The organism is Thalassotalea sediminis, from assembly GCF_030295915.1.
Taxonomy (GTDB): Bacteria; Pseudomonadota; Gammaproteobacteria; order Enterobacterales; family Alteromonadaceae; genus Thalassotalea_C; species Thalassotalea_C sediminis.
The window spans coordinates 1,813,824-1,829,373 of record NZ_AP027361.1 but is presented as its reverse complement, the minus strand read 5'-3'; the positions used below and the strand labels follow the sequence as shown (position 1 = coordinate 1,829,373).

Annotated in this window: 17 protein-coding genes; 2 read left to right on the top strand and 15 right to left on the bottom strand. The window is 38.0% G+C overall.

Annotated elements, in window-relative coordinates; all coding sequences use genetic code 11:
- Positions 1-41: 41 nt before the first annotated feature.
- Positions 42-905: a LytR/AlgR family response regulator transcription factor gene (locus QUE09_RS08355; protein ID WP_286235739.1), complete on the top strand. Its 864-nt coding sequence runs from the start codon at positions 42-44 to the stop codon at positions 903-905.
- Between the two features lie 575 nt (positions 906-1,480).
- Here QUE09_RS08355 and QUE09_RS08350 read toward each other — a convergent pair.
- The 14 genes from QUE09_RS08350 to yceD form a co-directional block, all read right to left on the bottom strand.
- A complete protein-coding gene (locus tag QUE09_RS08350) occupies positions 1,481-2,251 on the bottom strand; it encodes a TatD family hydrolase (RefSeq protein WP_286235738.1) in 771 nt (256 codons plus the stop codon).
- A 20-nt stretch (positions 2,252-2,271) separates the two neighbouring features.
- Complete coding sequence (locus QUE09_RS08345; protein WP_286235737.1) at positions 2,272-2,598, bottom strand: PilZ domain-containing protein; 327 nt, start codon at positions 2,596-2,598, stop codon at positions 2,272-2,274.
- Entirely contained in the window at positions 2,579-3,550 is a 972-nt protein-coding gene (locus QUE09_RS08340; RefSeq protein WP_286235736.1) for a DNA polymerase III subunit, read from the bottom strand. The genes QUE09_RS08345 and QUE09_RS08340 overlap by 20 nt, the downstream gene beginning before the upstream one ends.
- A gap of 160 nt (positions 3,551-3,710) precedes the next feature.
- The gene (gene tmk, locus QUE09_RS08335) at positions 3,711-4,352 is read right to left on the bottom strand and encodes a dTMP kinase (protein WP_286235735.1); all 642 of its coding nucleotides are present in this window, start codon (positions 4,350-4,352) and stop codon (positions 3,711-3,713) included.
- A 174-nt stretch (positions 4,353-4,526) separates the two neighbouring features.
- Positions 4,527-6,473: a M60 family metallopeptidase gene (locus QUE09_RS08330; RefSeq protein WP_286235734.1), complete on the bottom strand. Its 1,947-nt coding sequence runs from the start codon at positions 6,471-6,473 to the stop codon at positions 4,527-4,529.
- Positions 6,474-6,774: 301 nt separating this feature from the next.
- Positions 6,775-7,809 carry an endolytic transglycosylase MltG gene (mltG, locus tag QUE09_RS08325; RefSeq protein ID WP_286235733.1) on the bottom strand — a complete coding sequence of 345 codons (1,035 nt, stop codon included), beginning with the start codon at positions 7,807-7,809 and terminating at the stop codon, positions 6,775-6,777.
- Positions 7,797-8,630: an aminodeoxychorismate lyase gene (gene pabC / locus QUE09_RS08320; protein WP_286235732.1), complete on the bottom strand. Its 834-nt coding sequence runs from the start codon at positions 8,628-8,630 to the stop codon at positions 7,797-7,799. Before pabC ends, mltG begins: the two co-directional genes overlap by 13 nt.
- A gap of 37 nt (positions 8,631-8,667) precedes the next feature.
- Complete coding sequence (fabF, locus tag QUE09_RS08315; RefSeq protein ID WP_286235731.1) at positions 8,668-9,903, bottom strand: beta-ketoacyl-ACP synthase II; 1,236 nt, start codon at positions 9,901-9,903, stop codon at positions 8,668-8,670.
- Positions 9,904-10,019: 116 nt separating this feature from the next.
- Positions 10,020-10,253, bottom strand: coding sequence for an acyl carrier protein (acpP, locus tag QUE09_RS08310; protein WP_189770313.1), 234 nt, complete (start codon positions 10,251-10,253; stop codon positions 10,020-10,022).
- 168 nt (positions 10,254-10,421) lie between these two features.
- Positions 10,422-11,156, bottom strand: a complete 735-nt coding sequence (fabG, locus tag QUE09_RS08305) for a 3-oxoacyl-ACP reductase FabG (RefSeq protein WP_286235730.1) — start codon at positions 11,154-11,156, stop codon at positions 10,422-10,424.
- Between the two features lie 8 nt (positions 11,157-11,164).
- Positions 11,165-12,100 carry an ACP S-malonyltransferase gene (gene fabD / locus QUE09_RS08300; RefSeq protein WP_286235729.1) on the bottom strand — a complete coding sequence of 312 codons (936 nt, stop codon included), beginning with the start codon at positions 12,098-12,100 and terminating at the stop codon, positions 11,165-11,167.
- A gap of 59 nt (positions 12,101-12,159) precedes the next feature.
- Positions 12,160-13,158 carry a phosphate acyltransferase PlsX gene (plsX, locus tag QUE09_RS08295; protein WP_434017535.1) on the bottom strand — a complete coding sequence of 333 codons (999 nt, stop codon included), beginning with the start codon at positions 13,156-13,158 and terminating at the stop codon, positions 12,160-12,162.
- A gap of 41 nt (positions 13,159-13,199) precedes the next feature.
- The gene (gene rpmF, locus QUE09_RS08290; RefSeq protein ID WP_074499314.1) at positions 13,200-13,370 is read right to left on the bottom strand and encodes a 50S ribosomal protein L32; all 171 of its coding nucleotides are present in this window, start codon (positions 13,368-13,370) and stop codon (positions 13,200-13,202) included.
- A 24-nt stretch (positions 13,371-13,394) separates the two neighbouring features.
- Complete coding sequence (gene yceD, locus QUE09_RS08285; RefSeq protein ID WP_286235727.1) at positions 13,395-13,907, bottom strand: 23S rRNA accumulation protein YceD; 513 nt, start codon at positions 13,905-13,907, stop codon at positions 13,395-13,397.
- Positions 13,908-14,025: 118 nt separating this feature from the next.
- On the opposite strand from yceD, the gene QUE09_RS08280 reads away from it, so the two are divergent.
- A complete protein-coding gene (locus QUE09_RS08280) occupies positions 14,026-14,622 on the top strand; it encodes a Maf family protein (protein ID WP_286235726.1) in 597 nt (198 codons plus the stop codon).
- A 45-nt stretch (positions 14,623-14,667) separates the two neighbouring features.
- Here the strand turns inward: QUE09_RS08280 and pyrF are convergent, their stop codons facing one another.
- The gene (pyrF, locus tag QUE09_RS08275; RefSeq protein ID WP_286235725.1) at positions 14,668-15,366 is read right to left on the bottom strand and encodes an orotidine-5'-phosphate decarboxylase; all 699 of its coding nucleotides are present in this window, start codon (positions 15,364-15,366) and stop codon (positions 14,668-14,670) included.
- Between the last annotated feature and the right edge of the window lie 184 nt (positions 15,367-15,550).

The window sequence follows — 15,550 nt, the reverse complement described above, 5'->3', positions numbered from 1 at the left end:
TTACAGGGATAAACATATTTTGAACGGGAGACGTGGTTACCTTGGGTAAATTGCAGCACTATCAGCGAAATAAGTTTGCTTACGAAGTTTTCTTATTACTTTGTTATTTTTTTATCAATGCGACTATTTTAGCGACATCCGCCATTATGGAAGCGCAACGTAATGGTGAGCAAATGTCGTTCTTACTTTGGGAGCCCTTTGTATGGGAATACTCGAGTGCTATAAGCTCACTGTTGTTATTCCCTTTCATTGTCAAATTATTAAATAAAGTGCCGCTTAGTTGGCAACGTCTAAAACAAACACTATTTGTTTATTTTGGTGCTGCTACGCTATTTTCAGTACTACATGTCGGTTTAATGGTCGGCATGCGTAAAATCGTTTATTTCACGCAATCAAGATATTATGATTTTGGTAATATTGGCTTTGAAATGCTTTACGAATATAGAAAAGATTTGTGGTCTTTTATATTTTTTGTCGTATTAATACATGCATACCGTTTTATTATTAGTCGGTTACAAGGCGAAGCTAACCCAATTCAAGAGGGCGAAGCGTTGGCAACAAATCAAGTAACACCGGCAAGTATTGACAGATTAATTGTCAAAAAACTAGGAAAAGAATTCATAATTAATGTTGAAAGTATCGAATGGATGGAGTCTTCTGGTAATTACGTCAATTTATACATTGGCGACCGCGTGTATCCATTACGTTCAACATTAACCCGGTTAACTCAGCAGCTTGAGACAAAAGGATTTTGTCGAATTCACCGTTCTAACGCTGTAAAACTAGATGCTATTGAATCTATAACGCCCCTAAGTAGTGGCGATAGTGAAGTTAAGATGCACTCAGGTAAAGTACTTACCCTCTCTAGGCGTTATAAAGATAATTTAAAGCTGATGTTAAATTAACAGATTTAAATCTGTGAATCAGTCACGCACAACATAAAAACACAAACGCCAAAAAGAGGTATCCCATTAATTTTTAATGCCGAAAACATTATCTAGATTTATACCAAAGCGTGACACATTCATCGTATAAGATTTAGCAGCGTAATTGTATAAAGCAACTATAAAAACTAAAATGTTGTTTATACAAGATATTGTCTGCCCTTCTCAATAACACTTAATGTAACGTCGGCTTGAGCACGCCAGAAATGAGTACACTTACATGCTGAATAACTCTGTGCATAACATGTGACTAGCCCGTTAAGAACAAAAGGGTAACTTGTGCACTAATACGATAAAAAAATCAATAAAAACTATTAAATACAATGATTTATAAATTTATAGAAATTTATCTAGCAATTCAAGTTGAATGCACTACAATTAACTTAACAGTTCAAATATTAACCAATGATGCTCGCTTACTTTATTCATGGTATGGCTATAGAACTTGTTAATTAGCGCACGGCTCATCTCCTTTTTTGAGCCATCCCCTGAGCCCGAAACATCTAGTTTCGGGCTATTTTTTTTGGACTAATTGCCTAAGAACGTTTGAATAAACGATTAAAATTGTCGGTCGACAAACGTGCAATTTCTTCTACCGATTGTCCTCGAATACTCGCGAGGTGTTTTGCGACTTCAACGACATAAGCGGGTTGGTTTTGTTTACCTCGGTGTGGTACCGGGGCTAAATAAGGGGCATCTGTTTCAATCAAAAAGCGTTCATTCGGCACACGTTTTGCCACTTCTCGTAAAGCGCTAGCATTCTTAAAAGTAACAATCCCCGAAAAAGAAATATAAAAACCGAGTGCTATGGCTTGCTCAGCCATCTCCCAAGACTCAGTAAAACAATGTAATATGCCCCCTACTTCGCTGGCTTTCTCTTCATGGAGTATATCTAATGTATCTTTTTGTGCGTCTCGTGTATGGATAATAAGTGGTTTACAACATTTACGGGCAACACGTACGTGCTTGCGAAAAGAATCTAGTTGTAGCGCTTTTGTTTCAGGGGCATAAAAGTAATCTAATCCAGTTTCGCCTATAGCAATAACACGGTCATTGGTGGCTAGTTGAGCTAGGTTAGTTTCATCAACAGCATCTTCTTGGTTTAATGGATGTGCACCACAAGAAAGCATAACATTATCAAAATGCTTGGTCTTTTCGACCATTGCTGGAAAGTCTTTTAGCGTTACGCTTACGCATAATAACTCGTTAACACCTGCATTTTTAGCCGCTTCAACAACATTTTCTAATTTATTATCAAAATCTTTTAAATCGAGTCTGTCTAAATGACAGTGAGAATCAATATACAACTAAATTTCCTTAAAATTGATCACATGGTCAGTGTAGGATCAGACGAATTTAAGAGTCGTCCAATCGATTTTTCTATCAAATTACGAGTGTTTTCTGGATCTTCAATAAAGCTAATACCGATACCAGCTGGCGTACCATTTTGTGCACCAACGGGTGTAATCCAACACACTTTTCCTATTACCGTTGACGGCTCTAAAGAGTCAGGTAATAACACCTGCAATTCAATATCTGTATCTAATTCAAAGTGCTCAGTTGTTCTTACAAATAAACCGCCTTTTTTTACAAATGGCATATACGCTTGATACAGATCTCTTTCTGTAACAAATTCAAGATATAGCGGTTCCATATTCTGTGTCCTCGTTCATTATTAACAACTGCATATCAACTAACAGCTTCTCCAAGCCAAATTCAGCATTAAATTGGCTTAATTGCATCGTATTTTTGTTAAAGCATTTGATCAGGTTATACACATGCCAAAGTGTTTGTGGCTTTACCTTAGTGTAAGTCAGTTCTTCCATTGATGAAACTGGCACCTCAACTTTACATGACCAACCTGCTTGTTCACGCATTAAATCGCTTACTATTTTCTCTAACCATCGCCCGCAGAATTCGCTACTTTTTAGTATATCAAATAGCGCCATTCGCCCGTCGCCTGTTTGCAAGAAACGATACAACGTTTCTCTTAACTGACTAAATTGCGCCATCACTTGTGTGTCGCTAATTTCTGGTAAATGAGACAGGTTTACAAACGGATCATTGCTTTGATTACCAAGTTCATTTAGCAGTTCTTTGCCAATAGGAGGACGAATCGATACAACACGACATCGACTTATTAACGTTGGTAACAAACGTTGCTCATCACTGGCAACAAGAAATATGTAGCTATTTTCCGTCGGTTCTTCTAATGTTTTAAGCAACGCGTTACCTGCGGATTCTGTTAATTTATCAGCGTCAAAAACAATCGCCACTTGATGTTTACCAAATTGTGCTGTTTTCTCTAGAAATCGACTTAGTGACCTTACTTGTTCTACGCCAACATGATTGCCTGTTAACTCAACATGCAATAAATCAGGGTGTGATGTTTGCTTCACTAAGTGACACCCCTTACATTGCTGACAAGGTATCTCTCGCGAATTTACATCATAAGGTTGGCACAGTAACGATTGCGATAACCAATTAACTAATGTTGTTTTTCCTGCGCCTGCAACACCTGTCACCAATATGGCATGTGGCAATGTTTTTTGATGAATTTGCTGTAATAGCTTTTGTTTATGTGAATTTAACCAAGATGTTGCCATAACATTAGCCTATGGAAAAGGTAAGTAAAAATCGTTTTCAACGGTTTATTAAATAGCATCAAACACGCCAGCATCAATATTAGCATTAGTTATTTTTAGAAAAAACGGTTTACGCAAAGAATATAGCGATACCAGCTTTACATATTTTTAATAACAAGCGCTAGATGAGCCCTTTTTCAATTAATAACGTTTCAACACATGCTATCGCGTCAGCAGCCACTTGTTCTTTGCTGTTGGCTGCATCAATAATGGTAAATAACTCAGGTGTTTCTCGCGCCTGTGTTAGGTAACCTTCGCGTGCTTTAACTAAAAACTCAAGTTTTTCATTTTCCATTCTATCTAATTGATCCCCTCTCCCATGCACTCTTTTTAGTCCAATTAGAGGGTCGAGATCCAAGATAATGTTCATATCTGGTTGAAAGCCGCCCTTAGCAATATCATTTATTGTTTTTATAAGTGACAAATCTAATCCGCGTGCAAAGTGTTGAAAGCTAATCGTAGCCGCATCAAATCGATCACAAATAACAACTGCACCTTGTTCCAATGCAGGGAGTATTTTTTCATTGACATGTTGAGCCCGAGAAGCAGCAAATAGTAATAATTCTGTTAGGTCATGCATTTGTGAGTTGGCTTTGTCGAGAATAATTTCTCTTATTTTCTCACTGATTTCGGTACCACCTGGCTCCCTTGTTAAGATAACGTCTAATCCTTTACTTGTAACATAATCCTTTAATGTTTCGATGACTGTTGTTTTGCCTGCGCCGTTACTACCATCGCAAACAACCATTAACCCTTTTCTCATTTTTACCTTAAATTTACTGCATGTAATCGATCATGGCTACAATGATATACGCATCATAAAAATTAGCTAGCTAAAGGTTGCATTTCTCTTGATTCTTCGCTTTCACAAACAATTAAAAAAGTAAAAAGCACAACATCACTGTTGTACTTTTTTTACTTATATCACAATAATTTATTACTGTGGATTAACACTAGAGATATCTACAGGTGGTTGCGGTAGCCCTTTATTTGCAACATTTTGATAACTTGCATTCGTCACATCTACCCCCCATTTTTTAAAATGTGTCGTTAGATCATAACCGGTAATATCGCTTAATAATTCAAATGTTGTACTAAAACTTGCTTGCGTACTTTGACAGACTTCTGCTTGCTGTTCAGCATCCATTTCTCTAAAACGTCGATTTAATTGTCTAAACATATCCCAGCCGATATTTGGCAATGCATGCTTTATTTGCATTAAAAATACTAACCGGTCCCAGACATCAGCATCCGCTGAAAAAGTGAAGTTGTCATCTAACTTATTGATTGCATTTGTATAGCGATTTTCGGCTTGAATTCTAGACGTTTGATTAACCTTCTCTTGCACATAAAGCGAAAATAAATTAACAGTCGATTCAGTACCAAAAGGACGACTCCATAAGCAAAATTGTTGATAATTGTGACCTGTTTCATGCCAATTCCCCCAACCATCATTTTGCGCAGTATCGAGTGAGTATAATTTCCAACCAGGGCTTGTCATTATTGGAAACCCTGCGTGAGCAAATCCAGCGGTAATTTGTACATCAGACACAAAGCGTTCTTTTAATGTAGGCATTTTATGTACACCAGTCGCATCATACTCAAAACCAGCTAAATCACGCACTAGTTCAACTGTTTGATCAAATGTTTTTAGTAATCGCTCAGGATCATCTATCTTATTGAGCTCTTCTTTAGACATATCTAAAACTGCATGTTTTCCTTCAAGTACCCCCCATGGTGCACTTTTTTCACGTATTAAAGGCCAGTCATTGTAACTATCTCTACCTAACTTAAAATGAGCCGTTTCAACAACGTTAGCGATATTAATCGTTACCTCTAGATCTTCTGCTAAATTTGACACGATAACGACCTGTCCACCATATTGGCTTCTTACTTTATTATTACCATTGTTCAAGCGTACTTTTGTAGAAACGCTTGGAAAGCGTTTTACCATATCGTCAGCAACAACATTAGCTGAATTCAACCCTAATGCATCGGTATGCACATTAATAATGGCATACAACTCTTCAACATCTCTTTCCGCATTTACATTAATCTCAATGATTTCATTAGCGGCAGCATATGTACCCGTTGATATCCAATGTTGACGATTCATCGTGTCAGAGGAAGTATCTTCGTAAAAGTAACGATTGAAAGTAACTTGTTTTGAGATGCGCGATTTAGATGCTGAAACATCACCAGGGAAACTACTGACATCACGCGGGAAAGGAAACGCTTCTATTATTGGCGTTCGCCTATTGATGATATCCATAGTTTGTTCCATGTTATACGCATTTTTATCTGATCGTGGTATAGGGAATTTACTCACATAATTATCATCAATAGACTCTGCGGCAACCGAAGGTACAAACCACTGTTGATTGATGCCTCCGTGCGTCGCATAAACAATAAGTGTAAGTTCACTCATATTTACGTCAAACGATTGTCCATCTTGCGAAAATATATTGTCTTCAAATGTCCAGTTTTGGTTCGACGCTTCTTTACAAGCCTCTAGTTTTAATAACCCATCAAGGTTTGTTACACACTTTTCAGATTCACTTTGAATCAACTTTTTTGTCTCTTTATTGTAACTCCATAATTGATTTTCATTTGTATTTTGACAATCTGTTAGCAACACATCAGTACCATCTTGCGACACGTCAACACACAAATTTGCATTGGCCGCCGTTACAATAAACTGCTTTTCAAATAAAAATGGCTGAGGTTCTTGAGTATCTGTTGTTTCAGTTGTTGACTCAGGTACCGTGTCAACAACTGTTTCGCTCTTTTCGCTACCACCACTGCCACATCCTATTAATATGCTAGCCATTACGCCTGTTAGAGCAAATAACGTCATTCCCGTTTTATTATGTTTCATTTTCATTGTTATTTCCGTATTTAAAAGACAAACTAAACTTTCATTAACTTATTAATAACAAATAAAACACGAAACATCAACCAAACGAAAACATATGAAAGACACATAATATTTCATTATTGTTTTCAAGTTGTAATATTCACTTAGGGTATTCATAGGTTTTACACATAAACAGCAGCGATAAAGTGCGTTACAGCTACTGTTTTCGTATAACTATAGGTAAGTAGATTTGTTCAGAATAAATGCGAACATGGATAATTAGGCTGCCAACATTTTTATAATATGAATAACGTTACAATTGCTTTCGTTATGGCAATTGATATTTTACCACAGCTTTATTATGTTCTTTTAACGTACGTGAAAATATATGTTTACCTTTGCCATCACTTACGAAGTAAAAGTAATCTGTTTGAGCTGGCTGCATTGCAGCCATTAATGCCGATTTTCCTGGCATCGCGATGGGTGTAGGCGGTAATCCATTAATTCGATAAGTGTTATATGCTGTTTTTTCCCTCATATGCTTACGTTTTATATCACCTTTATATCGCTCTCCTAACCCATAAATAATGGTAGGGTCAGTTTGCAAACGCATGTTTTTCTCTAATCGATTAACAAAAACTGAGGAAATAATTTCGTGCTCTGCAGCTTGTCCGCTTTCCTTTTCAATAATAGAGGCCATGATCAAAGCCTCATACTTATCTTTGTATGGCAAATTACCGTATCTTTGTTGCCACGCACTATCTAAATACATCTGCATTTGTGAATACGCTCGTTTCAATATATCAATATCGCGTGTTTTGTGTGTAAATGCATAGGTTTCAGGAAAAAAGAGCCCTTCTGGGTGAACATTTTCGAGCGATAACGCTTTAGCGACCTGTTGATAAAGCGTAGCCTTATTTTGATAGTTGAGCGTTTTAGTAATATTTGGATGTTGCGCTAGCAGCATCAACCACTGTTTTAACGTAGATCCTTCTATAAAGGTGATCTTATATTGATGTTCTAGACCTTGCGTTATCATCAACAAAATGTCTTTAATACGTTGATCTTGTTCTATCTGATAATTACCTGCTTTGATATTAGCAAACGCAGGGTTAAATTTAACATAAACCTTGAGCCAAAAAGACTCTTTAACAATACCAAGCATCTCAAGCTGACGAGCAAAATGATTAAAACTGGTGCCACGTTCTATTTCAATCATTAGTGGTTTATCAAGTCGATTAAGCTGTTCTACTTGATATTCAGTAACCCTAATTAAAGTAAAAAAAACAACCAGCACGGAAATAATGCCGATAATCAGCAACTTCTTTATAGTACTAAGTGCAGTAAACCTTATAAATTGCATGGTAACTTTCCAATAAAATCTACAGCTAATGAGAGAGGCAATGCATTGCCATTATATTCTTTGACCGGCACGCAGCCCATAACGCTATTACAAACAATCATTCCATCTGTGTTTTCTAAATCACTGGAGTCTACTTGCACTATTTCAATATCAGGGAATTGATCAAGAATTTTATTTCGTAGTAAGCCTGCTACCCCTGCTCGGTCTAACTTTGGGGTAAATATACGTTTATCTTTTAACCAAAATATATTAGCGCAACTGGTTTCAACAACAACGCCATAGATGTCACAAACAATAAGGTCTTGCCAGTCACTTTCATCTAGCTCCTTTCGTACTAATACCTGTTCAAGACGATTTAAATGTTTAATACCCGCTAAAAGTGGATTAACACCTAATTGCGTTTTTGCCTTACCTAACGATATGCCACTTTTTTGCCAAGGCAGGTAGTGTTTTGGAAAATCATGCAGAGATACAATTACATTGGGCTTGTTCGCACCTATACGAGAATAGCCTCTTCCGCCACTCCCTGCTGTAATTATCACTTTAGCAACAGCAAGAGAAAGTGACGCTGCTTGTGTGGTAAGTTCTCTCGTTAACGCGTTCCAGTCAACTGCGGTTATTGTTAACACCTCACAGCTATGCTTTAGACGAGCTAAATGCAATGAAAGATCAGTAACTATGCCATTGACGATTTTAGCTGTTGTAAATACACCATCACCGTATGCTAACCCGCGATCACTAATTTCAATAACTTCGGTACTCTTACCGTTTAACGAACAATACAACATGCAAAGTAGAGATAATAAAAAGCCTGAATACACAGTATTCAGGCTTATTCATTGAGTTTCAAGAAATTTTCTAGATTCTTTTTAATACTAACGAGCCATTAGTACCACCAAACCCGAATGAATTACATAACGCATACTCTAAAGAAACGTCGCGAGCTGTATCTCGAATATAATCAAGATCACAACCTTCATCCAAGTTCTCAATATTTATAGTAGGTGCTACTTTTTGCTCAAATAGTGATTGCGCTGTAAATATAGCCTCAACTGCGCCTGCGGCACCTAAAAGATGACCAGTCATTGATTTCGTGGAACCTACCATCGTTTTATAGGCAAACTCACCAAAAATTGCTTTAACAGCATTCGTTTCTGCAATATCACCTGCAGGAGTTGACGTGCCGTGCGCGTTGATATAACCAATTTGCTCAGGGTTTACGCCTGCATCACGTAAAGCGTTTGACATTGCTAATGCAGCACCTGCACCATCTGCAGGAGGAGACGTCATATGATATGCATCGCCACTCATGCCAAAACCTACGATTTCAGCATACATAGTTGCACCGCGCGCTTTTGCATGCTCATATTCTTCAACAACAACCATCCCTGCACCATCACTTAGTACAAAACCATCACGGTCTTTATCCCAAGGCCTACTTGCACGCTGAGGGTCATCATTTCTTGTTGATAATGCTCTTGCTGCACAAAAGCCACCAATGCCAAGCTCTGTTGAAGCTTTTTCTGTACCGCCCGCTATCATCGCATCAGCATCGCCGTGAGCAATCATACGCACAGCATGTCCAATATTATGAACGCCAGATGTACATGCGGTTACAATGGAAATATTGGGACCTTTCAATCCTAATCGAATTGATAGGTTACCTGCTGCCATATTTAAAATAGTTGATGGACAGAAAAAAGGTGAAAGTTTTCTAACGCCACCCTGTAAATATTTTGTATGATTTTCTTCAATAAGACTTAAGCCACCAATGCCAGAGCCAACGGCGACACCAATGCGATGTGCATTGTTATCTGTTACCGTTAATCCAGAATGTTCCATGGCTTGTATACCAGCTGCTAAACCGTACTGGATAAAAATATCCATTTTACGGCCATCTTTTTTCGTAATACCGTATTGTTCGGCATCGAATCCTTTTACTAAACCGGCAAATTTAGTAGGAAAGGTACTGGTATCAAAATGTTCTATGGTATCTATGCCACTTTTACCCGCTAATAACTGCTGCCAAGTTGTTTGAGCATCGTTACCTAATGGGGAAAGCATACCAAAACCGGTTACTACAACACGTCGCATGGGAAGAGTTGCCTCCGATAGAATTGAATCGTTGATGGGCTAGCTGTTGATTTTAATACGACAGCGAAACGTATATAAAACTCAGGCGGTATTAAACCGCCTGAAGACATTACATATTACTGGTTAGCAGTGATGTAATCGATCGCAGCTTGAACAGTGGTAATTTTCTCTGCTTCTTCGTCTGGGATCTCAGTGTCAAATTCTTCTTCTAACGCCATTACTAATTCTACTGTATCTAATGAATCAGCACCTAAGTCGTCAACGAAAGAAGCTTCAACTTTTACTTCATCTTCGCTTACACCTAATTGCTCAACAGTAATTTTTTTTACGCGTTCTTCGATAGTACTCATTTTTTTTCCTTTAGTAGAAAATACAATTTTTCAAAATTGCGTGTAGTGTATTCGCCTACAGGCTAGCTTGCAAGCTTATCGTTTTGCTTTTATTGCTGGTCTAACCTGTTAGACATTATAATATTATGCTTATTTACTGAATTTTATCAATATCTTAATAAACCGTTATTAAACCATATACATGCCACCGTTGACATGCAATGTTTCACCCGTAATGTAACCAGCAGCATCTGAGGCTAAAAAAGCAACAGATTTTGCAATCTCTTCTGGTTTACCTAGGCGGTTTGCAGGTACCTGTGAAAAAATACCTTCTTTTTGCTCATCAGTTAATGACTGCGTCATATCAGTGTCAATAAAACCAGGTGATACAGTATTAACGGTGATACCACGTGAAGCAACTTCTCTTGCAAGAGACTTAGTAAAACCAATTAAGCCAGCTTTAGCTGTTGCGTAATTAACTTGTCCTGCGTTCCCCATGGTACCGACAACTGAACCAATGTTAATAATACGACCAAAACGTTTTTTCATCATTGGACGCATAACTGCCTTACTAATTTTAAATACTGATGACAAATTAGTATCGATAATATCGTTCCACTCATCATCCTTCATGCGCATAAATAAGTTATCACGTGTTATGCCAGCATTATTAACAAGAATATCAACACTACCAAATTCCTGTTTGATTGTTTCAAACATATTATTGATAGAATCATCATCTGTTACGTTTAATACTAATCCTCTACCCGCACCTAAATACTCACTGATATTATTTGCTCCATGCTCTGATGTAGCAGTACCAACAACTGTTGCCCCTAATGCTTTTAATTGTTCAGCAATTGCTTTACCGATACCGCGACTAGCGCCTGTAACCAAAGCGACTTGACCATCTAATGAAAACATATACGTTCCTATTGTAATAAGTTATTTGCTTGCTCTAATGAAGCGTTGTCATTCACAGAAGCACAAGAAATTGTTTTACTAATTCTCTTTACAAGCCCTTGTAACACTTTACCAGGCCCTATTTCTAATGCGCACTCAATACCATCTTGCGAGATTTTCTCAATGGTTTCTGTCCATCTTACAGGGCTATAAAGCTGCTTAATCAATGCTGTTTTAATAGCCTCTACATCAGTTTCAATGGCTACATCTACATTATTAACGACCGATATTTTAGGTGTATTAAACGTAGTAGATTCCAATTGCTCGGCAAGTTTATCTGCTGCACCTTTCATCAATGCACAATGCGATGGAACACTAACGGGTAAAGGTAAAGCTCGTTTTGCACCGAGTTCCTTACACAAGGCTCCCGCACGTTCTACAGCTTCCTTATTTCCGGCGATAACGACCTGACCAGGTGAATTGAAATTAACAGCTGAGACAACTTGACCCTGCGCAGCTTGTTGACACGCTTCTATAATTTTATCGTCTGCTAAACCAATAATGGCGTACATTGCACCAACACCTTCCGGCACAGATGCTTGCATAAATTCGCCGCGTTTCTCAACTAACTTAACAGCATCTGTTAACGAAATGACATCCGCACAAACTAACGCAGAATATTCACCTAAACTATGCCCTGCTAAAACAGCTGGCATTACGGTAGATTGGCTTTGCCACAAACGCCATAATGCAACACTCGCAGTTAATAGTGCTGGTTGCGTATAATTGGTTTGATTTAACTTTTCAGCAGGTCCTTCATTAACCAACTGCCATACGTCATAACCTAACGCTTGAGATGCTTCTTGGAATGTTTGCTGTACCACTTCATTCTCTACAAAGTCACTTAACATGCCTATGGCTTGTGAACCTTGACCGGGAAAAATGAACGCTAAATTTTTTTGCATTGTATTACCTATATAATCTATATGGTGACAAAACCAATTAAGATTGAATCTGTTTATTATTAATGGGTATCAATTACGCTAGGCTCAAGTCTTTTTGTTATTTTTTCAGGAACTTGACGCTCCGTTTCTTTAACAGCTTCAAAAATGGCATTCGTAAAAGCAGTGATACCAGCATTGCCATGGCTTTTAATGACAATGCCGCGCAATCCTATCAAACTTGCGCCGTTATACTGGTCGGGGTTCATAGCTTTAAAGAGTTTTTTTAAGGTAGGGGCGAAAATTCGACCTAATAATCGCGCAAAAATGTGCTGAGACAGTACACTTTTTAGTTTCTCATAAACTAACCTAGCAACACCTTCACAAGTTTTAAGAGCAACATTACCAACAAAACCATCACACACAATAACATCTGCTTTATTGTTAAAAATATCATTTCCTTCAATAAAGCCTACATAATTGATATTAGGATTTTCGCTAAGCAAGGTGGCGGCCATTTTTATATGATCACTACCCTTTATTTCTTCAACCCCCATGTTCAATAATGCAACCCGTGGCTTTTCAATATCATCAACTTCTTCAGCCATAACAGTACCCATGGCACCAAATTGATACAAAACAGAAGAGTCACAAAATACATTAGCCCCTAAGTCCAGCATAAACACATGTTTATTATCATAATGTGTTGGTAATGCAGAGATAAGCGCTGGTCTTTCAACTGTCGGTAGTGTTTTTAATACAAAGTGTGCAATGGTAAACAATGCACCTGTATTGCCGGCACTCACACAAGCATTTGCTTGACCTGAATGTACGAAGTCAATTGCTTTGCGCATTGAGGAGTCTTTTTTGGTTCTTAATGCAGAGCTGGGCTTTTCATCCATAGTTACTATGTCTGTCGTATGATGGACAGTGAGCCTAGGATTATTTTGCTGATGATGTTCTTGAAGAAAATTAGATATAATTGACTTGTCACCACATAAAATCAACCTAAGTGTAGGTGATTTGTCAATGGCTAGCATTGCTGCGGGCAATGTTACAAGGGGGCCTTGATCGCCCCCCATAACATCGATTGCGATGGTTAGATCGCTCAATGTAGTATCCGCTATTTAGCGACTACTTTAACACCTTTATAAAAGCCATCAGCGGTAACGTGATGACGACGGTGTGTTTCACCTGATACTGGGTCTACTGATAAGTTTTCAGCTGTTAATGCGTCATGTGAACGGCGCATGCCACGTCTTGAACGAGACTTTTTGCTCTTTTGAACTGCCATTGCCTAACTCCTAAAATCGATTAATTACTTAAGTTTTTTTAAAACATCAAATGGGTTCGGCTTCTCGTGCTCTTCAGGCAATTCTCCCCAAACACTATCAGCGGGTGACTGACATTGTTCAAGTTCATGCCTTGGAATTAGAGGAATAGAGAGTATTAACTCGTCTTCTACTAACTCACGCAGGTTCACTTCACCATTTTCATCTAATTCAATTGCGTCATAATATGACGGCAAATCGTCAGCAGCTTCCTGATTTTTCACCGGACTGAAAACAAAATCGATTGGTAAAATCGATTCTAAAGAATCAGTACACCGCTGACATGTTAATGTAGCTGGAACCGACCCTTTACCTGATATAGTTATCAAGCCAAGTTCATCCACCCCAAAGGCAACACTAACATATATTTGTTCGCTGCAGCTTTCACAAGCAGCCAACAATCTATTCATTTCCGATGATTCAAAGAACCCTTCGCACACTAACCTACGTTGTGCACTTTTAAATGGATCTATCGTTACCGGAAGTTTCAGATTCTGCATAAGGCGCGCATGATATAGCCGTTCAAGTCCTGTGTCAAAAGAAAATTAGCGAATTTGATTTAAAATCTCTTTATTGCCCTCATATTAGCAGAAACCGATTAATTTTTGAGTCATTTTAATGAAAAAAATAGTATTAGGATCAACTTCACCCTTTCGAAGAGAAATTCTAGAAAAGTTGCATATTCCATTTCAATGCGACAAGCCAAATATCGACGAAACACCTTTACCAAATGAAACAGCATTAGCACTCGTTGAACGCCTCGCGATAAAGAAAGCACAAGCCGTTGCAAGCAAACATAGTAACGCATTAATTATTGGCTCAGATCAAGTCGCCTTGTGTGACGATCAAATCCTCGGTAAGCCACACACTGTTGAAAACGCAGTAAAACAGTTAATGGGATTTAGTGGTAAATGTGTTACATTTTTCACTGGTCTTTGTGTTTACGACAATGACACACAGCGCATTGAATCAACTGTAGAACCGTTTCATGTGCATTTTAAAGAATTACATAAACAAGACATAGAACGTTATGTAAATGCTGAAATGCCACTTAATTGCGCAGGCAGTTTTAAAAGCGAAGGCTTAGGTATATGTTTGTTTGAAAAGCTAGAAGGCGACGACCCAAATTCATTAATCGGTTTACCGTTAATTAAGCTCGTTAAGTTACTAGAAAAACATGATTTTAACGTATTACGTGAAATAGAGTCAGCGTAACTGTTTAAGTTAAAAGGCGTTTAAACGCCTTTTAACTTTTATTGGCTAGTTAGCTATTGATAAGTTAATTGTTTTTAATACCTGAGCTGGTTGAGCGGCTTTAGTAATAGGTCTTCCAATAACCAAATAGTCAACACCGTCTGCCACTGCCTGTTCAGGCGTAACAATACGTTGTTGATCATCACTATCAGCACCTTTGGGCCTAATGCCAGGAGTCACTAGCGCAAACTCTTTACCAAGTGTTTCTTTAAGTAATTTAGCCTCTTGAGCAGAACAAACTACACCATCAAGCCCTGCTTTTTTTGCAAGCCCTGCAAGAAATTGTACTTGTTCAGCTGGCGTTTTATTAATGCCAAGGCTCGTCAAATCATCTTGACTCATACTTGTTAATACCGTAACACCAATAAGTAATGGCGCTTTATCGCCATAAGGTTCAAGCGCTTCTTTGGCTTTCTGCATCATAGCAAGCCCCCCAGAAGTGTGAACATTTACCATCCATACTCCTAACTCGGCTGCTGCAGCAACAGCTTTTGCTACGGTATTTGGGATATCATGAAATTTAAGATCTAAGAATACATCAAACCCTTTATCGACCAGTGTTTTTACAAACTCAGGTCCAAAGTAGGTAAACATTTCTTTACCTACTTTTAGTCGACACGTTGCGGGGTCAATACTGTCTACAAACGCTAACGCATCAGCCTGATTATTAAAATCTAATGCAACCACTACTTTTGCATTACTCATAGAATGTTCCTTTAAGTAAACTTACATCGTATTTTACCGTAAAAGCATTAATTAAAAAAATAGCTTTAAAGGGCAAAATAATAAAATTGTGGAGAAAATAATTGCTAACTTTCAAAATTAAATGGGAATTTAGCAAAGAAATGGCGCGCAGTTTATAACTATAAATGAGCACCATTGATGCAGA